This is a genomic window from Cedecea sp. P7760 (assembly GCF_013386425.1).
Taxonomy (GTDB): domain Bacteria; phylum Pseudomonadota; class Gammaproteobacteria; order Enterobacterales; family Enterobacteriaceae; genus Cedecea; species Cedecea selenatireducens.
This window is the reverse complement of sequence record NZ_JACARU010000025.1, coordinates 40,176-63,439: the sequence shown is the minus strand read 5'-3', so window position 1 is coordinate 63,439 and position 23,264 is coordinate 40,176. Positions and strand designations below refer to the sequence as shown.

General features: G+C 55.2%; 22 protein-coding genes. 6 read left to right on the top strand and 16 right to left on the bottom strand.

Translation table 11 applies throughout. The features are described from left to right. Window positions 1-64: 64 nt before the first annotated feature. From HX778_RS11140 to HX778_RS11075, 14 genes are all read right to left on the bottom strand, one after another. Complete coding sequence (locus HX778_RS11140; RefSeq protein ID WP_038478105.1) at window positions 65-421, bottom strand: hypothetical protein; 357 nt, start codon at window positions 419-421, stop codon at window positions 65-67. Between the two features lie 14 nt (window positions 422-435). Continuing rightward, the gene (gene yhfZ / locus HX778_RS11135) at window positions 436-1,341 is read right to left on the bottom strand and encodes a GntR family transcriptional regulator YhfZ (protein ID WP_176982004.1); all 906 of its coding nucleotides are present in this window, start codon (window positions 1,339-1,341) and stop codon (window positions 436-438) included. A gap of 136 nt (window positions 1,342-1,477) precedes the next feature. Further along, complete coding sequence (gene trpS, locus HX778_RS11130) at window positions 1,478-2,482, bottom strand: tryptophan--tRNA ligase (protein WP_038478100.1); 1,005 nt, start codon at window positions 2,480-2,482, stop codon at window positions 1,478-1,480. Beyond that, a complete protein-coding gene (locus tag HX778_RS11125; RefSeq protein ID WP_176982003.1) occupies window positions 2,475-3,188 on the bottom strand; it encodes a phosphoglycolate phosphatase in 714 nt (237 codons plus the stop codon). The genes trpS and HX778_RS11125 overlap by 8 nt, the downstream gene beginning before the upstream one ends. Continuing rightward, window positions 3,181-3,858 carry a ribulose-phosphate 3-epimerase gene (rpe, locus tag HX778_RS11120; RefSeq protein ID WP_039288419.1) on the bottom strand — a complete coding sequence of 226 codons (678 nt, stop codon included), beginning with the start codon at window positions 3,856-3,858 and terminating at the stop codon, window positions 3,181-3,183. The genes HX778_RS11125 and rpe overlap by 8 nt, the downstream gene beginning before the upstream one ends. A gap of 45 nt (window positions 3,859-3,903) precedes the next feature. Continuing rightward, window positions 3,904-4,728, bottom strand: a complete 825-nt coding sequence (gene dam, locus HX778_RS11115; protein WP_038478091.1) for an adenine-specific DNA-methyltransferase — start codon at window positions 4,726-4,728, stop codon at window positions 3,904-3,906. Window positions 4,729-4,791: 63 nt separating this feature from the next. Beyond that, a complete protein-coding gene (gene damX, locus HX778_RS11110; RefSeq protein WP_176982002.1) occupies window positions 4,792-6,078 on the bottom strand; it encodes a cell division protein DamX in 1,287 nt (428 codons plus the stop codon). A 74-nt stretch (window positions 6,079-6,152) separates the two neighbouring features. Next, a complete protein-coding gene (gene aroB, locus HX778_RS11105) occupies window positions 6,153-7,241 on the bottom strand; it encodes a 3-dehydroquinate synthase (protein WP_038478086.1) in 1,089 nt (362 codons plus the stop codon). Window positions 7,242-7,298: 57 nt separating this feature from the next. Continuing rightward, window positions 7,299-7,820, bottom strand: a complete 522-nt coding sequence (gene aroK, locus HX778_RS11100; RefSeq protein ID WP_016538517.1) for a shikimate kinase AroK — start codon at window positions 7,818-7,820, stop codon at window positions 7,299-7,301. 319 nt (window positions 7,821-8,139) lie between these two features. Further along, complete coding sequence (pilQ, locus tag HX778_RS11095) at window positions 8,140-9,387, bottom strand: type IV pilus secretin PilQ (RefSeq protein ID WP_176982001.1); 1,248 nt, start codon at window positions 9,385-9,387, stop codon at window positions 8,140-8,142. Further along, window positions 9,302-9,718: a HofP DNA utilization family protein gene (locus HX778_RS11090; RefSeq protein ID WP_176982000.1), complete on the bottom strand. Its 417-nt coding sequence runs from the start codon at window positions 9,716-9,718 to the stop codon at window positions 9,302-9,304. The genes pilQ and HX778_RS11090 overlap by 86 nt, the downstream gene beginning before the upstream one ends. Continuing rightward, complete coding sequence (locus tag HX778_RS11085; RefSeq protein ID WP_176981999.1) at window positions 9,705-10,175, bottom strand: hypothetical protein; 471 nt, start codon at window positions 10,173-10,175, stop codon at window positions 9,705-9,707. Before HX778_RS11085 ends, HX778_RS11090 begins: the two co-directional genes overlap by 14 nt. Beyond that, window positions 10,165-10,713, bottom strand: a complete 549-nt coding sequence (locus tag HX778_RS11080; protein ID WP_176981998.1) for a PilN domain-containing protein — start codon at window positions 10,711-10,713, stop codon at window positions 10,165-10,167. The genes HX778_RS11085 and HX778_RS11080 overlap by 11 nt, the downstream gene beginning before the upstream one ends. Further along, entirely contained in the window at window positions 10,713-11,528 is an 816-nt protein-coding gene (locus HX778_RS11075; protein ID WP_176981997.1) for a pilus assembly protein, read from the bottom strand. Before HX778_RS11075 ends, HX778_RS11080 begins: the two co-directional genes overlap by 1 nt. Window positions 11,529-11,667: 139 nt before the next feature. Between HX778_RS11075 and mrcA the strand changes: the two genes are divergently transcribed. Next, complete coding sequence (mrcA, locus tag HX778_RS11070) at window positions 11,668-14,220, top strand: peptidoglycan glycosyltransferase/peptidoglycan DD-transpeptidase MrcA (RefSeq protein ID WP_176981996.1); 2,553 nt, start codon at window positions 11,668-11,670, stop codon at window positions 14,218-14,220. A gap of 213 nt (window positions 14,221-14,433) precedes the next feature. Here mrcA and nudE read toward each other — a convergent pair whose 3' ends face one another. Next, the gene (gene nudE / locus HX778_RS11065) at window positions 14,434-14,994 is read right to left on the bottom strand and encodes an ADP compounds hydrolase NudE (RefSeq protein ID WP_038478068.1); all 561 of its coding nucleotides are present in this window, start codon (window positions 14,992-14,994) and stop codon (window positions 14,434-14,436) included. A gap of 335 nt (window positions 14,995-15,329) precedes the next feature. Here nudE and HX778_RS11060 point away from each other — a divergent pair, with 335 nt between their 5' ends. The 4 genes from HX778_RS11060 to hslO all read left to right on the top strand — a co-directional run bounded on the left by HX778_RS11060 (window position 15,330) and on the right by hslO (window position 19,529). Continuing rightward, on the top strand, window positions 15,330-17,465 hold the full coding sequence (locus HX778_RS11060) for an intracellular growth attenuator family protein (protein ID WP_038478065.1): 2,136 nt from the start codon (window positions 15,330-15,332) through the stop codon (window positions 17,463-17,465). A 75-nt stretch (window positions 17,466-17,540) separates the two neighbouring features. Beyond that, window positions 17,541-18,212, top strand: a complete 672-nt coding sequence (yrfG, locus tag HX778_RS11055; RefSeq protein ID WP_038478062.1) for a GMP/IMP nucleotidase — start codon at window positions 17,541-17,543, stop codon at window positions 18,210-18,212. 9 nt (window positions 18,213-18,221) lie between these two features. Then, window positions 18,222-18,623: a ribosome-associated heat shock protein Hsp15 gene (gene hslR / locus HX778_RS11050; RefSeq protein ID WP_038478059.1), complete on the top strand. Its 402-nt coding sequence runs from the start codon at window positions 18,222-18,224 to the stop codon at window positions 18,621-18,623. Window positions 18,624-18,650: 27 nt separating this feature from the next. Beyond that, entirely contained in the window at window positions 18,651-19,529 is an 879-nt protein-coding gene (gene hslO / locus HX778_RS11045; protein ID WP_081948229.1) for an Hsp33 family molecular chaperone HslO, read from the top strand. 35 nt (window positions 19,530-19,564) lie between these two features. On the opposite strand, the gene HX778_RS11040 is transcribed toward hslO, so the two are convergent. Further along, window positions 19,565-21,313 (bottom strand): DUF4153 domain-containing protein, encoded by a 1,749-nt coding sequence (locus HX778_RS11040; RefSeq protein ID WP_176981995.1) that lies wholly within the window; start codon window positions 21,311-21,313, stop codon window positions 19,565-19,567. A gap of 323 nt (window positions 21,314-21,636) precedes the next feature. On the opposite strand from HX778_RS11040, the gene pckA reads away from it, so the two are divergent. Further along, entirely contained in the window at window positions 21,637-23,256 is a 1,620-nt protein-coding gene (gene pckA / locus HX778_RS11035) for a phosphoenolpyruvate carboxykinase (ATP) (protein ID WP_038478047.1), read from the top strand. Window positions 23,257-23,264: the final 8 nt, after the last annotated feature.

Genomic DNA, 23,264 nt, shown 5'->3' with positions numbered 1-23,264 from the left:
AACCAGCCTAAATAATCATTTTTTTGAATATTTAGATTGAGAAAAACCGCTGTCGGTAAATCCGTTAGCTCTTATGAATCAGCCACAGGCCGAACAGGTTAGCGAGCAGATAACCTTCTTCGTTCGGATGCAGCTTGACGTTGAACGGAGCCAGCAGCGAATAATGCGCCTGCTCCACTTCGCCAAACACGCTGTCGGTTTTAATCTCCGCCAGCAGCTCGTCATCCAGCGGGCCGACTTCCTCACCCCGACGACTGCGCATCAGCGCATTAGCCATGTGGGTAATAGCCATCGCGCCCTGGTCGTTCTGCAGCGGGATAGCCCAGCGGGTTTCCAGCTGCGTCACCACAGCCTTCATGCCATCGCAAATATCCCGGTCGATGACGCCTGCCTCACACAGCAGGTTGAGCCGGTCTTCCATACTGATTACCTCTGTCAATAGCTTGGTTCCTGTTCGCCGCTCAGCACGCTTTGCTGATGCGCCAGCAGTTCATTTTTATCCACCACCGTTCTCAACAGCTGCTGGATAGGGATATCTTCGCTTCGCGTCAGCACCACTGCTTCCGACGCCGCCAGGAAACATTGATCGCCGCTGAGCGGCAGCGCCGTCAGCCCCAGCGCCGTCAGATCGGCCTCGTTGCTGACGTTCCAAATCACCGCATCAATATTGCCTTTCGCAATGCGGTTCAGGCATTCGTGGTACGACACGTCGAGTATTTCCACATCCTGGCCGGCAAAGTAGACATCCGTCATGATGCGCTGATCCGCAGAACGTGGGTCAATGCCGATACGGCGGATACTCTCCTGCTGCCCGGCGCGGCAAATCAGCTTATGCTCGCCGACGTAGGTATGCGGTCCCAGCGCCAGGGCGGTAAAAATACCCGGATTGCTGAGGTAGCTGTCCGCCGCCAGCCTGGAGACCACGGCAAGGTCATAAACCCCATTCAGCAAACATTCCACGCGAGCATCAGACCCTCGCATGTGGGCGTAGTAAAACGGAATTCCGTCAAACTGCGCCTTTAAGCCGCTGGCAAGCCCTTCATAAAGCCGGGTGTACGGCAGCGGCATAGCACACACTACATTGCCGATATCCGCGAACGCCAATAGGGCTTTGTTATCCATGCTCAACAGATAGCTACCGTTGCGGCCGCGGCGCTCAACGCTCACGGCGCCAGCCTTCTCCAGCGTCTTCAAGGCCGCCTGCGTCAGGCCTACGGAAAAACCGCACTCACCGGCTAACTCATCGATGGTTTTCAGTCTGTTACCACATTTCTCACCCAGTAAATAACGGGCCAGACTGGATTGGGCTACGCCCTCTTTTTTAATAAAGCTGCGGCTCATCTGTTATCTTCAATTTATTGAATGAATATATCTTCATAAAATTGAATATAGATGGCAAAGGGGAAAATGACAAAAGGAGAATGGGGTCACAAAAAAGAAATAACCCGCCAGGCGGCGGGTTATTCATAGGGAAAAATTATGGGTGAGCGACAAAACCGATCGCTTCATACACCTTTTTCAGCGTCTCACCGGCGCGAGCTCGCGCTTTTTCTGAGCCCTCTTTCATCACCTGCTGCAGGAAAGCTTCATCGTTGCGGTAACGGTGATAGCGCTCCTGAAGCTCGGTCAGCATACCGGACACGGCTTCCGCCACTTCGCCTTTCAGGTGACCATACATCTTGCCTTCAAAGCTGGCTTCAAGCTCAGGAATCGCTTTGCCTGTAACGCCGGAAAGAATATCCAGCAGGTTAGATACCCCGGCCTTCTCTTTCACATCGTAACGCACGACAGGCGGCTCTTCGGAGTCGGTCACCGCGCGTTTGATTTTCTTCACTACGGATTTCGGGTCTTCCAGCAGGCCGATAACGTTATTGCGGTTATCGTCAGACTTGGACATCTTTTTCGTCGGCTCAAGCAGGGACATCACGCGGGCGCCGGACTTAGGAATGAACGGCTCAGGCACTTTGAAGATGTCGCCGTACAGCGCGTTAAAGCGGCCTGCAATGTCGCGGCTCAGCTCCAGGTGCTGCTTCTGGTCTTCACCCACCGGGACCTGATTGGTCTGATACAGCAGAATGTCTGCCGCCATCAGCACCGGATAGTCGAACAAACCGGCGTTGATGTTTTCTTCGTAGCGGGCGGACTTGTCCTTGAACTGAGTCATACGGCTCAGTTCGCCGAAATAGGTGTAGCAGTTCAGCACCCAGCTCAGCTGCGCGTGCTCAGGCACGTGGGACTGAACGAAAATGGTGCTCTTTTTCGGGTCAATGCCGCAGGCCAGATACAGCGCCAGGGTGTCCAGCGTCGCTTTACGCAGCGCGGTCGGGTCCTGACGAACGGTAATCGCATGCTGATCAACGATGCAGTAAATACAGTGATAATCATCCTGCATGTTTACCCACTGACGCAGCGCACCCATGTAGTTGCCAATGGTTAATTCGCCTGACGGCTGCGCGCCGCTAAATACGATGGGCTTACTCATTTTCTGCTTCCTGATTTGCTAAAGGTGGTAGCCCGAAAGCGGGCAATAAGTCTTCGAAACGATCGAACACAACGTCCGGGTTGCTCAGCCCGATCGCTTCGCCATAGTTATAACCCCAGGTCAGGCCGACGCTTGGGCAGCCGGCCGCCTGTGCGGCCTGAATATCATTGCGGGAGTCGCCAACAAAAAGCAGCTCGTCCGCCGCCAGGCCCAGGGTTTCCATAACTTTGTACAGTGCTTCCGGGTGCGGCTTTTTCTCTTTCACATCGTCACCGCCGATGATGGTCTGGAAATATTGGGCAATGCCCAGATCTTCCAGCAGCGGCGTGACAAAAGGCGTGGGTTTGTTGGTGACCACGGCGAGCGGCAGGCCTTTCTCTTTCAGAGCAGCAAGCGTTGCGGCCACGCCCGGGAACAGAAAGCTCCCTTCTTCAACCGTTTCCGCGTAGTAGCGATCGAACAGTTTGCGCGCCATATTCAGCTGAGCGAGATCGGGCTCTTTATCTTTCAGCGACCACTTAAGCGCCCGCTGCATCATGATATCCGCGCCGTTACCAATCCAGGTCACTACGCGTTCTTCACCCGCTACAGGCAGTTCAAGCGCGTACAGGGCGAGATCGACAGCCTGGCTCAGGCCAAGCGCCGTGTCGATGAGCGTGCCGTCAAGATCGAAGGCGACACCTCGAATTTTTTTAAACTTATCCATGACTTACCTTAGCCAGTTCAGAACGCATGCGGTCAACCACCGCTTTATAATCAGGCTGGCCGAAAATGGCGGAACCTGCGACGAACATATCTGCGCCCGCAGCGGCGATTTCCGCAATATTGTCGGCTTTAACGCCGCCGTCCACTTCAAGGCGGATATCATAGCCGGATGCATCAATACGCTCACGAACCTGGCGCAGCTTTTCAAGCGTGTGGGGAATGAACGACTGGCCGCCAAAGCCAGGGTTGACGGACATCAGCAAAATCACATCCAGCTTATCCATAACGTGATCCAGCCAGGAAAGGGAGGTCGCCGGGTTCAGCACCAGACCCGCTTTGCAGCCGTGCTCTTTGATAAGCTGCAGGGAGCGATCGACATGTTCAGAAGCTTCCGGGTGGAAAGTAATGATGCTGGCGCCCGCAGCGGCGAAGTCAGGAATGATACGGTCAACCGGCTTCACCATCAGATGGACATCGATAGGCGCGGTGATGCCGTAATCGCGCAGTGCCTTAAGCACCATTGGCCCCATCGTCAGGTTAGGGACATAGTGGTTATCCATGACGTCAAAATGGACGACGTCACCACCGGCGGCCAGCGCTTTAGCCGTATCCTCGCCCAGTCGGGCGAAGTCGGCAGAGAGGATTGAGGGGGCAATCAAATACTGTTTCATCCGCTTCTCCAGGAGTCATTCATCTTCAGCGGCGGGCGAAACGGCTCAGGCAAACTTTACGTTATAAAGCGCCAGAAGTTCGTCCACCTTGTTACGTTCTCCACCGTTTCGGCTGATGCTGCGCCTTACCTGCAGCTTACGGAAATCGGTAGCATTCTTGTACCACTCGCGAGTGAGCTCGGTATCGTGATTGGAAATCACGACCGGGATGCTCTGCTCACGCAGTTTTTCAGCCAGCTCCGCCAGATGCTTCTGTTGCACCATGCTGAAACTGTCCGTGTGATAAGCGGTAAAGTTGGCGGTGGCGGAAAGCGGCGCGTAAGGCGGATCGCAATACACAACGGAACCTGCGGCAACGTTTACCATGCTGACGTCATATGACTGGCAGACAAAAGTGGCATTTTTGGCTCGTTCGGCAAAGTTGTACAGCTCTTCTTCCGGGAAGTAAGGCTTGCTGTAGCGGCCAAACGGCACGTTAAATGCACCGCGCAGATTATAACGGCACAGGCCGTTGTAACAATGGCGGTTAAGATACAGAAACAGCACCGCACGCCGGAATTTGTCGGTGCACTGATTAAATTCGACGCGGAAGGCGTAATAGGTCGCCTCTTCGTTTTTCTCTTTGGTGAAGAGCAAACGAGATTCCCGCACGTACTCATCCGCGCGGTTTTTGACGATATCGTAGAGGTTAATCAGATCGCTGTTGATGTCCGCGAGGATATAGCGCTGATAATCGGTATTGAGAAATACCGACCCGGCGCCAACGAAGGGCTCAATCAGACAGTCGCCTTCCGGCAGATACTTTTTTATGTCGTCCAGCAGGGGGAACTTTCCCCCTGCCCATTTCAGAAAAGCGCGATTTTTTTTCATGCTGCCTTACTATTTACACCTTATCCAGCTGTGGAAAGGCTCCGACAGCGACTGCGCTTATTTTCACTTAAGGTCAGACTGCACCTGATGAATAGGTTTTGCCCACGGGTTCTTAGCCTGAACGTCTGCCGGCAGGTTTGAAACCGCGCGTTTTGCGTCATCTTTCGTCGCATAAACCCCGGTCACCAGCACGTACCATGGCTGGCCGTTACGCTGGGTCTGGTAAACCATATAGTGTTGCAGGTTCTCTTTTTTCGCCCACGCATTCAGGTTTGCTGAGTTTGAAGAAGAGCTCAGCTGCAGCGTGTAGTGGCTGCCTGGCGCGCTTTTAATGGCGCTTGCATCACCGCTAACCGTGCCGCCAGTGCTTGCGGCCGCCTGCGGTTGTGCTTTAGGCGTGGTGGATGCCGTAGCCTTTGGCGCCGGAGTGGATGTTGCAACGCTGGTTGATGGCGCTTTCACTGGCGTGGAGACAACCGGAGCAGGTTCGCTGTGTTTTGCCGTTGCAACCGGCTTGCTTTCCGCTTTTACCTGCGGTTTCGATTCCGCTTTACGTACAGGCTCAATCACCGCTTTTTTACGTTCAGGGCGAGACTCAACGGTACGGGTTGGTTCCTGAGTACCTGCCAGCTTGCGCGGCTCGGTTTTGCTACCAGCAATAGGTGCTACAGTGGCTGGTTCGGTCGGCAGCGTGGAATTACTAACCACGTTGTCAATCTGGCCCTGCTGCTGAGGCTGAGTCAGTGCGTTATTCAGGTTCCCAGGAACCTCAACGCGCTGCTGCCCTTCAGGCTGCGGCTGAGTCTGTGCCTGGGTTGGCGTAGAAGAAATAGGCGGCAGGGAAACATCCTGCGGGTTCTGCTGGCCAGTAGCTGGGGTATTCCCCGGCTGCGGCTGAGCGCCGTTTGCCTGATCGGCAGGCGTCGCAGTATTCGAGCCGGAAAGATCGATGTTCTTCTCCGCGCCCGGTTTTTGCTCAGCAGTATCTGGAGTGGATGAAGGTGCTTTCAGCGCTGAACCGATGCCGATGATAAGCAGCAGCAGGACCAGAATCCCTACGCCCATCATGATGTGCTGACGAGAAGCAGGCGCTTTCTGTTTTGCTGCCTTTTTACGTCCACGCGCCGGACGAGGATCTGCGGCCATGCCGTCATCACCTTCGTACTCTTCCTCGACTTCTTCTTCACGCTCGCGGCGTGAACGAGAAGGACGACGTTCGTCCGCATCAAGATCGACGTCATCGACGTTGATCTGCGGTTCTTTGTCGAACTCGTCAGGTTTGCGGGAACGCCCAGGACGACGATCGCTTGGATCGGGTTTCAGCTCGTCTTCTGGTTTAAACTCATCCATTTAACACCCCACTCAAAGGCGCATGCTCATGTCCGCATTACGCCCGAAGTTAAATACTGTAAAAATTCTAGTTGTTAAGCCTGCTGGCAATCAGCAATGGCTGATAGAACGACATCGTGCGGTACTCCACCGCGCACTTCACTCTTCCCTATTGCCAGCGGCAGAATCAAACGCAGCTCGCCGGCTAATACTTTTTTGTCACGCATCATGTGGGGCATATACGCGTCAGGGGACATTTCCTGTGGCCCGTTAACCGGTAATCCGGCTCGTGCCAGCAGCGCGATCACACGCTGAACTTCTGCCTCACTGAATTGACCCAGGCGCTGAGCGGTTCGCGCCGCCATCACCATCCCGGCAGCCACGGCTTCACCGTGCAACCAGTTGCCATAGCCCATTTCGGCTTCAATAGCATGGCCAAACGTATGACCCAGATTCAGTAAAGCACGTAAGCCACTTTCTCGCTCGTCCGCAGCAACAACTTCGGCTTTCAACTCACAACAACGGCGGATACAGTACGCCATTGCCTGACCGTCCAGCTTCAGCAATGCGTCGATATTCTCTTCAAGCCAGTCAAAAAACTCACCGTCGAGAATAATGCCGTATTTAATGACTTCTGCCAGGCCCGAAGCCAGCTCCCGCGCAGGCAAAGTTGACAGGCAATCAAGATCAACCACCACCGAAGCGGGCTGATAGAACGCGCCAATCATGTTTTTGCCGAGGGGATGGTTGACGGCCGTTTTGCCGCCTACGGAGGAGTCCACCTGCGAAAGCAGCGTGGTGGGAACCTGGATAAAACGAACCCCGCGCTGATAGCTCGCTGCGGCAAAACCGGTCAAATCGCCCACAACACCGCCGCCTAAAGCAATCAGCGTAGTATCACGACCGTGAGGTTTTTCCAGCAGCGCCGTAAAGACGGTATCGAGCACCGCGAGGCTTTTAAACTGTTCGCCATCCGGAAGAATGACGGTATCGACCTTAACGCCTGCCTGTTCCAGAAGACCACGAACCCTGTCCAGATAGAGAGGCGCAAGAGTTTCATTGGTGACCAGCATAGTCTGGTCGCCAGCTTTCAGCGGCCAAAAGGAAGCCGGGTCATTGAATAACCCGGCGGCAATGGTAATAGGGTAACTACGTTCCCCAAGAGTGACTTTCAGCCTCTCCATTACGCGGAGCCCACCTTATGTTGCTTTGCCCGCAGGCGTTTCTTGATTAAGCCAGAATCAGTTGCTTTCCAGCATATGAATAATCTGGTTTGCAACCACTTTGGCGCTTTGATCGTCGGTGCGAATCGTTACATCAGCAATCTCTTCGTACAGCGGATTGCGTTCGTGCGCCAGCGCTTCCAGAACTTCACGAGGTGGAGTCTCAACCTGCAGCAGCGGACGTTTTTTATCGCGCTGAGTACGTGCAAGCTGTTTCTCAATGGTGGTCTCAAGATAAACCACTACGCCACGGGCGGAAAGACGATTGCGGGTTTCACGAGACTTCACAGAGCCGCCGCCGGTAGCCAGCACGATGCCCTGTTTTTCAGTGAGTTCGTTGATAATTTTTTCTTCGCGATCGCGGAAGCCTTCTTCGCCTTCAACGTCGAATACCCAGCCCACATCAGCTCCGGTACGTTTCTCAATCTCTTGATCAGAATCGAAAAATTCCATATTGAGTTGCTGAGCTAACTGACGCCCAATAGTGCTTTTGCCGGCACCCATAGGCCCAACCAGAAAGATATTGCGTTTCTCTGCCATTTTTTCGGTACTACTAAGACAATTCGTTGATAGTAAACCCGCCCGATAACAACCTGCTGCGGCGGGACATGAACTGAAACCTCATAAGCGTGAGTTCGAGAATCAGACTAAAAATTATCTCAATACTCAAGGGGGTTTGGCAACCGAATAAATCACCTGGCGCCTGGCTCGGGACGAAAAGCCTGTTCCAGCTTTCCCGGCCACAGGTTCTCAATACCCTGCCTCCCGAAACGGTACACCTTGTAAGCTAATTCCTCTCTGCCGTCAAACACCTGGGCACTGTTTGGCAGAAAAATCCGCAGGCAGAAGTGGAAATCGGCTAGGGCAATGCGATCAGCCTTGGGGTGATAAACACAACTAATTCCCGACGTTGGCGTTTTTTCCCGTCGTACCGGAACAATTGGCCGATAAGTGGAATATTTCCCAGCACAGGGACGCTATCCAGGGTTCGGTTGTTCTGCTGCTGAAAGATCCCGCCTAACGCCAGCGTCTCGCCGTCTTTCACTTCTACCTGCGTTTCAATCTCCTGCTTATCAATGGCTAATGCCTCGCCATCCGCATGTTGGATGCTGCGCCCCGGCATGTTCTGGCTAATGCGCAGCTGTAGGCGAATCGTGCCGTGGTGGCTGATTGTGGGCGTCACCTCCATGCCTAGCACGGCTTCTTTAAACTCCACCGAGGTCGCTTCATTTTTGCCGTTGGACACCTGATATGGAATTTCAGTCCCCTGCTTGATGCTGGCAGCCTGCTGATGCGCCACCAGCAGGCGTGGGCTGGCGATAATGTCCAGTTGCTGTTGCTGCTCAAGCGCACTAAGCTCCAGTTCAAGCATGCGGCCATTGATGCGGCCGATATTAAACCCCAACGTTGTGGTCGCGGCATTTACCGCGAGCTGGCTTGAAACCGTTGTTGCCTGATGCAACCTCGCTTCTGCCTCTCCCGCCGGAGCGCTCCACTTCACGCCAAGCTCTCGCAGCTTCTCCTGGTTGATAGTGACAATATGGGCAGACAGCTCAACCTGCCCCATAGAGACATCCATATCTGCAACCCATGACGCAATGCGCTTTTGCGCTTGCTTGTTATCGCGTACTACCAGGCGATTTGTGCGCTTATCCACGGTGATACTGCCCCTGGGCCCGAGCAGCTTCTCTTCATTCGCTTTTATCCCTGCGGCGAGATCGGCTACCTCAGCATAGCGTGGCGTATAGACCGCCTGAATCAAAGGTTGCTCAAGCACGCTTTGCTTACGCGCGGCCTCCCGCTGAGCGCGGAGCTTCGCCGGGTCCTGCTTCTGCCGAATTTGAAGAATGTTTCCCGTCGTTGATGAAGTCAGGCTCGACAACCTGAGCACCTGCTGAAAAGCCAGCTCCCACGGGACATTAACCAAACGCAGAGAGAGGTTTCCCGTCACCTCAGGGGCGATCATTACGTTAAAACTTTGCAGCTCGGCCAGCGTTTGCAGAACCTGCACGACCGGCGTTTCATCCAGCGTCAGAGTGACGTTGTTTTTCGGCCAGCTCGTCAGCGGTACGAGCATCAGTGCGCCTGCCACGATATGTCTTATCATCGGATCCTCCCTGTATCTTCCAGTGGTAATAGCTCCCTTCACAGTCCCCCCGAAGAGAAACCCGCATATGTTGCTCAAGCAGGGCCGCTACTTGTACATCCGGCGCAATCCATTGCCCTTCCTTTACTCTTTGCCATTGCTTACCGGAGAGTTTCATCAGCGCAATGCTGTTTTCTGGTCCTGGCCGATAAAACATACCGCGCAGCTGCCAGCCATCCAGGCGCTTCAGCAACGATTCGCAGGGCGATGGCGGTAACAGGAAGGGATTACGCGGCCCCGCCTGCAGCGGCAGGCTGAGTACAGCCAGCAGTATCCAGCTAGCGATTTTCATCGGTAAACTCCAGCGTCAGTAGCAGCCGAACTTGCTCCCCGGCACTGCTCAAAACAAAGGTCGGTATCTTCAGGCCCGAGTAGTCCGCCAGTTGCCGAAAGAACAATGGCACTTTGGGCCACGGCAACAGCATTTCCAGCACGGCACGGCGCGGGTCAGGCTGCCATTTCACAAGCCTTCCGCCACCAAGTTTTACCGCCGCCATCGCGGAAAAAATCGTCGAGGGAGTAACATCAGGCAGCGGCTCAACCTTCGGTACGGCAGCAATCTTCTGCTGCAGCGAGAGCACTTGCTGCCAGTGCTGCTGATTTTGCCGTTCTAGTTCGAGTAGCTGCTGCTGGCGAGGCTGAATCAGCAGCCACCAGCACGACCATGCCATGACAAGCAGGAAAACCGTTGCGCACAGAATACGGAACCCGACATGCACGCTCATAAGGCGCTCAATGTTATTCAGCACGCTCACCGCCTTTGGGTATTAAGGTGAAGGTAAAGACAAGCCCCTTATGTTTTTCATCACGCAGCTCGCCGGGCTTGACCTTAAAGGCTCCGGGTAAAGCACCCAACGCGGCTTCGAGCTTCCCCAGCTCGCGAGCATCTCCCGCAACGCCAGATACGCTAGCGTTTTCGTTCTGCCAGCTAACGCTTTGCAGCCAGCTGTTTTCGGGCAACTGAAAGGCAAGCTCATTCAGCACGCTTTCCCAACGTGAAATACTGGTCTTACGCGCCACTTCAGCCCGTAGAACCGCCAGCCGCTGCTGGTTGTCTTTCAGCTCAGTTTGCTTACGCAATAACAGTGCCTTCAGGACGGGCTGCTGTGCCTCGAGCGTGATAGCCTGGGCCTGCTGTAGCCGAGTTTTCATGGCCAGCGGCGTGGCCCAAAGCTGCGCCAGGGCAGCAACTAGCAGCATGCCGAACAGCACGATGCCGGCCCAGAGTTTTAGCCGATAGTGGCGCCTGGAGGCTCGCCATGGCAGGAGATTTATCAGCGGTGTCATTAGCGGTCGGGTCCCAGAGCCAGCCCCAATGCGAGGGTGTAAAGGCCCCCATGCCGCGGCAGCGGCGGCTGATGGCGAACGATGGGCTGCCAGGCATTAAGCCGTTCAGCCTCAGCGGGCACGGCACTATCTCCATCCGCGTGGCTAAACGCGATTTCACCGGCACTCGCCCCCAGCTGCAGGCAAAGCGCGGGAAAGTCGGCCACCTGCAGCTTAGCCAGCCAGCCGGAGCGCTCGCGATTGTTCACGGCAGCCCAAAGCCAGTAACCCTGTTCTTCATGAACTAAAAAGCGACAATCAGCGGAGTAACAACTCTGGGGCAAAGCGCCAAGAATTTTGTCCGTCGGCGTTATCGTCCGGGGAAAGAGTTTAACGCTGGCAAGGTTTGCCAGCAGCGCGCCGATGTCTTCCTGTTTTGCCGCCGTCACGTAAAGCGACTCCCCCTCGTCCAGGTAGTCATAGCAAAGCTGTTCCGCGGGCATCTGCAGCTGGCGGGCCGCTGCCCCAGCGATATACTTTTCCTGTGCTGACTCCTGTAGCCGGCGGGCTGGCCGGGGGACCTGGCGCTGCAAAGTGCGCTGAGCCGGAAAGCCAACCCGCAGGTGATGACGCACGGGGATTTCTTTACGCCACGCAGCAAGCGCCTCGCGCAGCGTGGCGGGTTCGGGTAACATGCCGCCCGCAAGTCCCTGCTTCGGGAAGGGTAAAAACCACCAATGCCGCAATTGCCACCCTTGCCGGTGCCACTGCACCGCAGCGGCGCGTACGCCCTCCGCCTGGATATCCAGGCCAATCCTCCAACCAGGAAACATCATGGTTTCGATCTCCTTATCCGGATGATGAACAGCCCTGATCCCGAAACAGTAACGGGTATATCAAAGCTTCTGGCTTGCCTTTATACTACCGCGCGGTTGTTTAGAAACTGCCCAATTGAAACCTAATGGGAAATTTAAGGTGAAGTTCGTAAAGTACTTATTAATCCTTGCAGTCTGTTGCGTTCTGCTGGGAGCCGGCTCGATTTACGGCTTATACAAATACATTGAGCCCCAGCTTCCGGACGTTGCGACCCTAAGAGACGTGCGGCTGCAGATTCCAATGCAGGTTTACAGCGCTGACGGCGAGCTCATTGCTCAGTACGGCGAGAAACGCCGTATTCCGCTGACCCTGAACCAAATTCCGCCGGTGATGGTAAAAGCGTTTATCGCGACCGAAGACAGCCGATTTTACGAGCACCACGGCGTTGACCCAGTGGGTATCTTCCGTGCAGCAAGCGTGGCGCTGTTCTCTGGCCATGCTTCTCAGGGTGCAAGCACCATTACACAGCAGCTGGCACGTAACTTCTTCCTGAGCCCGGAACGCACCCTGATGCGTAAAATCAAGGAGGCTTTCCTTGCCGTACGCATCGAGCAGATGCTGAGCAAAGATGAAATCCTTGAGCTTTACCTGAACAAAATCTACCTCGGCTACCGCGCCTATGGCGTCGGCGCTGCCGCCCAGGTCTATTTTGGTAAAACGGTCGATCAGCTGACCCTGAGCGAGATTGCGGTGATTGCCGGGCTGCCTAAAGCCCCGTCAACCTTTAACCCGCTCTATTCCATGGACCGTTCAACCTCACGCCGCAACGTGGTGCTGTCGCGTATGCTGAGCGAAGGCTATATCAGCCAGAGCCAGTATGACGAAGCGCGCAGTCAGCCTATCGACGCCAGCTACCACACGCCTGAAATCGCCTTCTCCGCGCCTTATCTGTCAGAGCTGGTGCGCCAGGACATGGTCAGCCGCTACGGCGACAAAGCCTACGAAGACGGCTACAAGGTCTACACCACCCTCAGCCGCAAGATTCAGCAGGGTGCGCAAGACGCCGTTCGCAATAACGTCATGGCCTACGATATGCGCCACGGCTACCGCGGCCCGTCAAACGTGCTGTGGAAAGTGGGCGAAAGTGCCTGGAATGAGAAAAAAATCGTCGACTCGCTGAAAAACCTGCCGGTTTATGGCCCGCTGCTCCCGGCAGTGGTCACTCGCGCAGCGTCTGAAGAGGCGACGGCGATGCTGGCAGACGGCAGCTCCGTTTCGCTTGGCATGCCCGGCATGCGTTGGGCTCGCCCATATCGCTCAGATACCGCCCAAGGCGCTACGCCACGCAAGGTGACCGACGTGGTTCAGGCAGGCCAGCAGATTTGGGTTCGAAAAGTGGATGATGCATGGTGGCTTGGCCAGGTGCCTGACGTGAACTCCGCGCTGGTCTCGCTCAATCCACACGACGGTGCCGTCCTGGCCTTGGTTGGTGGCTTCGACTTTAACCAAAGCAAATTTAACCGTGCCACCCAGGCGCTGCGTCAGGTAGGTTCAAACATCAAACCTTTCCTGTACACCGCGGCAATGGATAAAGGCCTGACGCTGGCAAGCATCCTTAACGACGTGCCTATTTCGCGTTGGGATGCCGGGGCAGGCTCCGACTGGCGGCCGAAAAACTCACCGGCACAATATGCCGGGCCAATTCGCCTGCGCCAGGGCCTTGGTGAGTCCAAGAACGTTGTGATGGTACGAGCGATGCGAGCGATGGGCGTGGATTACGCCGCTGAGTATCTGCAGCGCTTTGGTTTCCCGGCCGCGAACATAGTTCATACCGAATCACTGGCTTTGGGCTCCGCGTCATTTACGCCAATGCAGGTGGCGCGCGGCTACTCGGTTATGGCTAACGGCGGCTTCCTGGTCGACCCTTACTACATCACCAAAATCGTTGACGACACCGGCAACACAGTGTTCGAAGTGAAACCTAAAGTCGCCTGCGCAAGCTGCGATATTCCGGTTATCTACGGCGACACGGCGAAATCAACGGTGCTGGAAAATCAGGACGTAGAAGACGTGGCGGTCTCGCAGGCGCCACAAAACAGCAGCGTTCCAATGCCGCAGCTTGAACAGGCTAACAGCTCTCTGGTTGCTAAGGCGCAGGCTGAGGAATACGCCCCGCACGTGATCAACACGCCGCTGTCGTTCCTGATCAAAAGCGCGCTGAACAGCAACATTTACGGTGAACCGGGCTGGCAGGGAACCGGCTGGCGTGCGGGTCGGGATTTGAAACGTCGTGATATCGGCGGCAAAACCGGGACCACCAACAGTTCTAAAGACGCATGGTTCTCCGGCTATGGCCCCGGCGTCGTAACGTCAGTCTGGATTGGCTTTGACGATCACCGTCGTGACCTTGGCCGCACCACCGCATCTGGCGCAATCAAAGACCAGATCTCCGGCTACGAAGGCGGCGCGAAGAGCGCTCAGCCAGCCTGGGATGATTTCATGAAAATTGCGCTGGCAGGGGTACCGGAAGAGACATTGACGCCGCCACCGGGCATCGTCACCGTGAATATCGACCGCAGTACAGGCCAGTTGGCCAACGGCGGCAACAGTCGTGAAGAGTACTTCATTGAAGGCACGCAGCCTACACAGCAGGCTGTACATGAGGTCGGCACCACGATTATCGATAACGGGGAAACGCACGAGCTGTTCTAGTCCTGTGCAAAATAGTAAAGGGCCGCATCGCGGCCCTTTGAAACTAACGGCAAAGTCCATTGTTCTCAAAAATTTCCACTCCGGCCTAATAAAAACAATGGATTATATTCTCTGATTTACCCCAAACAGTCGAAAACCACGTTTTTCGGCTGTTTGTCATCAATATGAAAGGGCCGCATAAAGCGGCCCTTTTTAATTCTTTTGCAGTTTGGCTTACAGCCTGCCCTGCTGTCTTAACCATTCCCGAACAAGGAAGAGCGCACTGACGTTACGCGCCTCGCTGAAATCATCTTCATTCAGCAAATCCATCATCTTGTCCAGCGACCATCGCTCCTGCGGCAGCTCTTCCGGCTCGTCCCCTTCCAACGACTCGGGATACAGATCCTCTGCAATCACGATGTTCATTTTGCTGGAAAAATAGGACGGGGCCATCGTCAGTTTTTTCAAAAACGTGAGCTGGTTTGCCCCAAAGCCAACCTCTTCCTTCAGCTCGCGGTTGGCGGCCTCGAACACGGTTTCACCGGGGTCAATCAGCCCTTTGGAGAAGCCCAGTTCATAGGATTCTGTGCCGACGGCGTATTCACGGATTAGGATCAGGTGGTTATCAACAATAGGGACAATCATCACCGCCTCGCGGGAAGAAGGTTTCATCCGTTCATAGACGCGACGAACGCCATTGCTGAACTCCAGGTCCACCGTTTCGACATTAAACAACCGCGAACGCGCCACGGTTTCGACATGTAAAATCGTTGGTTTTTTTAGTGATTTGCTCATGTGGCCGGGATCAACAGTGAAAGAGGTAACTTATTGTGCGGCATGCCGCACATATCGTGCAACGAGCATTGGCTATTATTTACATTTTTGTAACGTATGTTTTTCCAAAACACGTAATGCGCCCCCCTGTCAAGACGGGTAGTATTGAATAGGAATTTACTTGTATTTCAGTCGAAGTCGCTTTGCTAACATTGTGTTACTGCAGGTTGGTCGCCCTAAAAAAAGCTCAAGTTTGTGCCTTTACCTGCCGATAATGACTTCTGATCTCTAAAATTTTTGAAAGGCCGACCTTTTGCCGAGCTTGATGAAAAAGACGATTGTTTGATGGGGAAAGCATGAGCACCTTATTATTTCTGTTAGCTGCTATGCTGGCCTGCACGCTGATTGCCGGATGGCTAATTTGGCGAAGCCTGCGGCTGCGAGCCCGGGTTTCGCACGATCGTTCATTCTCCGGTTCAACAACGCGCAAGCTGACTCCGGAAGAACGCGTAGCCGTCGAAAATTATCTCGAGCGCTATTCCCGCTCTCAGGAGCTGATCGGCCCGTCTGGCGCAAGTAATCCGCTGCCCAAGCTGACGCTGACGGCGCAAAGCAATACGGTTATTTCTCTGACCCGGTCGATAACCCGCTACGGCCTCTCTGCCGATGACGCCAATAAATGGCGCTATTACCTCGATTCTGTTGAAGTCCATCTGCCGCCGTTCTGGGAACAGTTCATCACCAACGATAACGACGTGGAGCTTATCCGCACGAGCAGCATCCCGCTGGTGATTTCGCTCAACGGCAATACCCTACAAAACGATACGCTGGACACGCAGCAGTACGCCATCGAGGGTTATTCCGGCACCCAGGCGTCGATCCGTGGTGAAGAAAGTGAACAGATAGAGCTGCTGAATATCCGCCAGGAAACGCAGGAAGAATATTCCCTGAGCCGCCCGGACGGCGTGCGCGAAGCGGCGCTTATCTGCATCGCGTTTATCATGCTCTTCCTGAGCCTGGTTACGCCTCCGGTGTTTCTGCCATGGCTTCTTGGCGGTGCCGTCCTGCTGATTGCCGCCGGGCTGTGGGGGCTTTTTGCGCCGCCGGCAAAAACGGCATTGCGCGAAATCCACTGCCTGCGCGGCACGCCTAAGCGCTGGGGGCTGTTCGGCGAATCAAACCAGGAGCAGATGAACAATATCTCGCTCGGCATTATCGACCTGATTTATCCGCCGCACTGGCAGCCGTTTGTGACCCAGGACCTGGGCCAGAAAACCGACATTGATATCTATCTCGACCGCCATGTGGTGCGTCAGGGCCGCTTCCTTTCGCTGCATGACGAAGTGCGTAACTTCCCGCTTCAGCACTGGGTGCGTAACCTGTTAATTTCCGCCGGTGCGCTGCTGGTCCTGCTGATGATGACTATTTGGGTTCCGCTGGAAATGCCCATCAAACTTAGCGCCTCGTGGCTAAAAGGGGCTCAGTCCATCGAGGCGAGCAGCGTACAGGACCTCGCAAAGTACAAGCTGCAGGTGGGCGATACTCTAAGAGTGAAGGGAACAGGGATGTGTAATATTCACACCCCCGGCAGCTATAACGCTCGCCAAAGCTTCCCGTTCACGCCGTTCGACTGCTCACAAATAATCTGGAATACCGCGCGCCCTCTGCCGCTGCCGGAGTCTGAAATCATGGACAAAGCGGTAGCCCTGACCAGGGCAGTCAGCGGGCAACTGCATCCTCAGGGGGGTGAGGGCGACAGTAAAGTGAACCCGCAGCTGGCCGATGCCATCCAGAAATCAGGCATGGTTTTGCTGGATGATTTTGCCGGGATTGTGAAAAAAACTCAGGCGCTGTGTACCGCAGAAGAAGAGTGCGTTCGCCTTAAAAATGCCCTGGTGAACCTGGGCAATACCAAAGACTGGGATTCGCTCATCAAACGTGCCGATTCAGGAAAACTGACCGGGGTAAATGTCCTGCTACGGCCGGTTAGCGCAGAGTCGCTGGATAACCTCGTGGCCACCTCCACCGCACCTTTCTTTATTCGTGAAACCGCGCGCGCTGCACAGTCGCTGAACAGCCCAGCCCCCGGCGGCTATGTCATTATCAATGATGAAGGCGGCGATCTCGTGGATCAGCCGCTGCCGCCAATGTCGCTGTATGACTTCCCGGCTCAGGAGCAGTGGACCGAATTCCAGCGGCTGGCAGAAATGCTGCTGCAAACGCCGTTCCACGCCGAAGGGATCATTACCGGTATTTATACCGACGCCAACGGAACCCAGCACGTCACGCTGCACCGAATCTCCGATACGCATAGCCTGTGGAGCTACATCAGCATTTCTCTGATGCTCATTGCGATGCTGGTCTGTGCTGCGATAAACGGCGTTCTGGCCGTCATCCGCTATCGTCGTGCCAGCACGAGGCTGGCCGAAATTCAGCGTTACTACGACAGCTGCCTCAATCCCACGCTGACCCCGCCTTCACCGCTGAGGTAGCCGTTACGGGTAAACTTTGCGTACCGGGTTGTGCTACCCTGGTACGCTATTTTTCCCTCAATCGAGACTAAAGCTATGTCTGGTGCTATCGCCTGGCAGGACGTTGACACCCTGCTGCTGGATATGGACGGGACCCTGTTGGACCTGGCCTTTGATAACCATTTCTGGAAAAAGCTGGTACCGGAAACCATTAGCCTCCAGCGCGGCATTCCGCTGCAGGAAGCACATCAACTGATTTCTCGCGAATACCACGCCGTGCAGCATACGCTAAACTGGTACTGTCTCGATTACTGGAGCGAGCGCCTCGGGCTGGATATCTGTGCGATGACCACCGAGCAGGGGCCAAAAGCCGCGCTACGTGAAGATACTGTGCCGTTTCTTGAGGCAGCAAAAGCCAGCGGCAAGCGCCGTATTCTGCTCACCAACGCGCACCCGCACAATCTGGCGGTGAAGCTTGAACATACGGGTTTGGGTAAGCACCTTGATTTATTGCTTTCTACCCACACATTTGGTTATCCGAAAGAAGATCAGCGTTTATGGCAGGCGGTAGCCGGACATACCGGGTTCAACGCGGCCAGAACGGTATTTATCGACGACAGCGAAGCGATTCTTGATGCCGCAGCGAAGTTTGGCATTCGCTACTGCTTCGGCGTCCTCAACCCGGATTCAGGCGAAGCGGAAAAAACGTTTGAGCGCCACCCTGGCCTTAGCGATTACCGCCGCCTGATCCCGTCGCTTTCCGTTTAAGGAGGCGTAATGAAAGAAAAAGCAGCCGAAGGCGTACGCCTGGATAAATGGCTGTGGGCCGCACGCTTTTACAAAACCCGGGCCATGGCGCGGGAAATGATTGAAGGCGGAAAAGTGCACTACAACGGCCAGCGTAGCAAACCCAGTAAGCTGGTTGAGCTGAACGCGGTTCTCACGCTACGTCAGGGCAATGACGAACGCACCGTTAACGTACTCGCGATTACCGGGCAGCGCAGGCCGGCCACGGAAGCCACTCAGCTTTATGAAGAAACGGCGGAAAGTATCGCCAAGCGGGAAAAAGTGGCGCTGGCACGCAAAATGAACGCGCTAACCATGCCCCACCCCGATCGCCGCCCGGATAAAAAAGAGCGGCGAGATTTGATGAAATTTAAACACGGTGGCGAAGCGTAAATCCGCCTACCAGCAAGAGAGATGACGATGACTCAACACGACCAACTACACCGCTATCTGTTTGAAAACTACGCCGTTCGCGGCGAGCTGGTGACGGTTTCTGAAACCTGGCAGCAGATCATGGAAAATCATGACTACCCGCAGCCGGTCAAAAATATCCTCGGCGAGCTGCTGGTTGCCACCAGCCTGCTGACCGCCACGCTGAAGTTTGACGGCGACATCACCGTTCAGCTTCAGGGCGATGGCCCGATGACGTTGGCCGTGATCAACGGGAACAACAAACAGCAAATGCGCGGCGTAGCTCGCGTCCAGGGTGAGATTCCGGCTGATGCGGCGTTAAAAGACCTGGTCGGCAACGGCTATCTGGTTATCACCATCAGCCCAAGCGAAGGCGAGCGCTATCAGGGCGTGGTCGGGCTGGAGGGGGATACCCTGGCCGCCTGCCTGGAAGATTACTTCATGCGTTCCGAGCAGTTGCCAACTCGCCTGTTTATTCGTACCGGTGAAGTGGAAGGTAAAGCGGCGGCAGGCGGCATGCTGCTGCAGGTTCTCCCGGCGCAAAACGCCGAGACCGACGACTTCAACCATCTGGCCACGCTGACCGAAACTATAAAGGCAGAAGAGCTGCTGACGCTGCCGGCGAACGATGTGTTATGGCGCCTTTACCACGAAGAAGAAGTCACGCTGTACGATCCGCAGGACGTAGAGTTCAAGTGCACCTGCTCCCGCGAACGCTGTGCCGATGCGCTGCGCACGCTGCCGGATGAAGAAATCGACAGCATTCTGGCGGAAGACAACGAAATCGACATGAACTGTGATTACTGCGGCAGCCACTATGTATTTGATTCAATGGACATAGCGGCAATCCGCAACAATGCCTCTCCGGCAGATCCACAGGTTCACTAATTAGCTGAAACGCCTCCTAATCGGAGGCGTTTTTTTTAGCGATAATAATCGACTTTGATCCGCTGTCCCTGAACCATCACGTCCTGCCATACCTTAGGTGCGGCCGTGAGCTTGCCTTCGGAAGCCGCCTGCTTTAACGCGGCCATCATCTGGTTTTTATCCAGATCCCGGGCTTGCCCGATATCCTTCCAGCTGTCGCCCATTTTTCCGTAAACCTTGCAGTAGTTCATTTCCGGCTGGCACAGCAGCCATTCATCCTGACCATCGCCGTTCAGATCCATCCCGACCAGCAGGCATTTATCCTCATCGTCCAGGCACTCCCGAGCCTGATAGCTTTCGTCTTTTACCATCGCCTGCCACCACGAGTTTTCCGGCACGCGATTTTTATCTGCCAGCACGATGCGCTGACGCAGCGACTCAACGGTAAGCTTCATCGTCGCAGCCCCGCCCGATTTTCTGTCACTAAGCAGCATTTCGAGCTGCTTTTTACGTTCCGGGCTGGCAACAAATGCCGGATCTTTTTGCAGTTCTCGCATCGCGTCATAGCCACGTCTACCGGACGATTGCAGCATCGTCAGACTCATCTTTTCTGGCTTCAGAACACCGCTATGATAACGCGCCATCTGGTTATTCACGCTGATGCGGTAAGGGTCTAAAAGTGGGGAATTGACGGCAACTAGCAGGATCAAAGCCAGTAAAAGCACCGCACGATTGATACATCCCGGCTGTAAAATGGCCTTCCGACGCTGACGAATTAACGTTACCGCGTAGCCGAAGGCCCAGACCAGCACCGTCAGAGTGATAAGCGCGGCATAAACACGCGATGGCGTCCAGCCGTACGACGAAACACGCAGCCACAGCGCATAGCTCGCCAGCAGGGCGTAAACAGGAGACAGCAGCAACGTCAGCTTAATCGCCCCGTCCAGCAAGGCTGGATAAGGCCGGGTTTCTCTTTCCGGATGCCAGGCCACCGCGGCGGCGACCATCACCATCAACGTGAGGGTGTTGAGCAACGCATTGCAGGACACATGCTGTGAAATAGACCCGAGGCCAACCACCGGCAGCGTCGCCAAAAACATCAGCGAGATCAGCGACAGCAGCGGCAAAAGGCCGGTCGCAAAGACGCTGAAGAAGTGTTTTACCGCGTTAATCGCCCGCGTCTGGTCACGACAAAGCGTCACGGCGAGCGCCGCCGCCGTACAGGTCGCAATCCAGGCAAAGGCCGAAGAACTAAAGAACAGCGTGTCGAAGAAGGTGATATCCACCAGCTTGAATAACCCGGCCCACAGCGCCAGCACGCCCCAGAAAAAGAGCACCAGCAGCCCGGTCAGCAGCAGCGTAATGCCGTTACGCCAGAGCTGACCGTAAAATGCCTGCCAGCCTCCCCAGCCACCGCTCGAACGCAGACGTCCCTGCAGCCACGGCAAGGCTAAAAAGAGCATCGCAGCCAGCGAGCACTGGTACCCCAGCACAATATCGTGGCGATCCCAACTCTCCAATCCCTGAGTCGTCCAGTTAACCCAGCCGCTCATCAGCGCCACCACCGGCAGCGGGATAAGCGCCAGCCCCCAGAACCGTAGGCCATTAAAACGTACAGCGATAAGCGCCAGCGTCGTTGCGAACACCACGGAGAGAGAACGAAGGTACAGGGCCTGGCTATCTCCCTGCAGCCAGATGCCGCTGCCTCGATTTCCCTCGGTGAGGTACAGCACCACGCCTAAAAGAAACCCCACCAGCAAAATGCCCCAGCGGGTTGCCTTTGGTAACGGTTCGGACACGAACATGGTAGTCATCCCTTATTAGCTGATTTTTGACTGAGTGTAACGGCAGGCTGCGACCTGCAAATGACGGTCTTGTTTCATCGCGTTGCGTATGAGAGCGCGTTCATTCACAAAGTTCTCCGTTTTTATCCTAATTGTTAACATATTCGCCATATTTTCCCCGAGAGCCCGTGAATTCCTGCCATACTCTGCCCCCGCTGCGGCATCCCCTAAGCATTTCCCCTGTAAATTTAAGCAGGCGAGTAAATTTATGATAGTGGTCGCGGTTACCCCCCCTAAACAACCCTACAATATCAGGCAGTATAAATTGGCTAAGGAGCAGTGAAATGCGAGTTAAAGGCATAACCCCGCAAGATCTCAAGGCTTATGGCATTCATGACGTCAGCGAAGTCGTCTATAACCCCGATTACGATACCCTCTACCGCGAAGAGCTCGACCCAAAACTGGAAGGTTTTGAGCGCGGCGTGGTCACCACCTTAGGTGCCGTTTCCGTTGATACCGGCATCTTCACCGGCCGCTCTCCAAAAGATAAATACATCGTTCGCGATGACACCACCCGCGACACGCTGTGGTGGTCAGACAACGGAAAAGGCAAAAACGACAATAAACCGCTTTCTGAAGAAACCTGGCACGATCTGAAAGGCCTGGTCACGCAGCAGCTTTCCGGCAAGCGCCTGTTTATCATCGACGCCTTCTGCGGCGCCAACGCTGATACTCGCCTTTCTGTACGCTTTATTACCGAAGTTGCCTGGCAGGCTCATTTCGTTAAGAACATGTTTATTCGCCCCACGGACGAAGAGTTGGAAACCTTTGAGCCTGATTTTGTGGTGATGAACGGCGCTAAATGTACCAACCCGAACTGGAAAGAACAGGGCCTGAATTCCGAAAACTTCGTGGCGTTTAACCTGACCGAACGCATGCAGCTTATCGGCGGCACCTGGTACGGCGGCGAGATGAAAAAAGGCATGTTCTCCATCATGAACTACCTGCTGCCGCTGAAAGGCATCGCTTCCATGCACTGCTCGGCAAACGTCGGTGAAAAAGGTGATGTGGCGGTGTTCTTCGGCCTGTCAGGCACCGGTAAAACAACGCTTTCCACCGACCCGAAACGCCGCCTGATTGGCGACGATGAGCACGGCTGGGACGACGACGGCGTGTTCAACTTCGAAGGCGGCTGCTATGCCAAAACCATTCGCCTGTCGGAAGAAGCAGAGCCGGATATTTATCACGCCATCCGCCGCGATGCGCTGCTGGAAAACGTCACCGTCCGTGCCGACGGCACTATCGACTTTGATGATGCGTCCAAAACGGAAAACACCCGCGTTTCCTACCCGATTTACCATATCGACAACATCGTTAAGCCGGTGTCGAAGGCGGGACACGCCACCAAAGTTATCTTCCTGACCGCCGACGCTTTCGGCGTGCTGCCGCCGGTTTCACGCCTCACCGCAAACCAGACGCAGTATCACTTCCTGTCTGGCTTTACCGCTAAACTTGCGGGCACCGAGCGCGGCGTGACCGAGCCAACGCCAACCTTCTCCGCCTGCTTTGGCGCGGCGTTCCTGTCGCTGCACCCAACGCAGTATGCAGAAGTGCTGGTGAAGCGTATGCAGGCTTCCGGGGCGCAGGCTTACCTGGTGAATACCGGCTGGAACGGCACCGGGAAACGCATCTCGATTAAAGATACTCGCGCGATCATCGACGCTATTCTCGACGGCTCGCTGGACGACGCAGAAACCTTTACCCTGCCGATGTTTAACCTCGCGATCCCAACTTCGCTCGCGGGCGTTGATCCCCAGATTCTGGATCCGCGTAACACCTACGCCTCTCCGGAGCAGTGGCAGGAAAAAGCTGAACAGCTGGCGAAGCTGTTTATGGAAAACTTCGAGAAGTACACCGACACCCCAGCAGGTGCGGCACTGGTAGCAGCCGGTCCTAAGCTGTAATCCAGAAA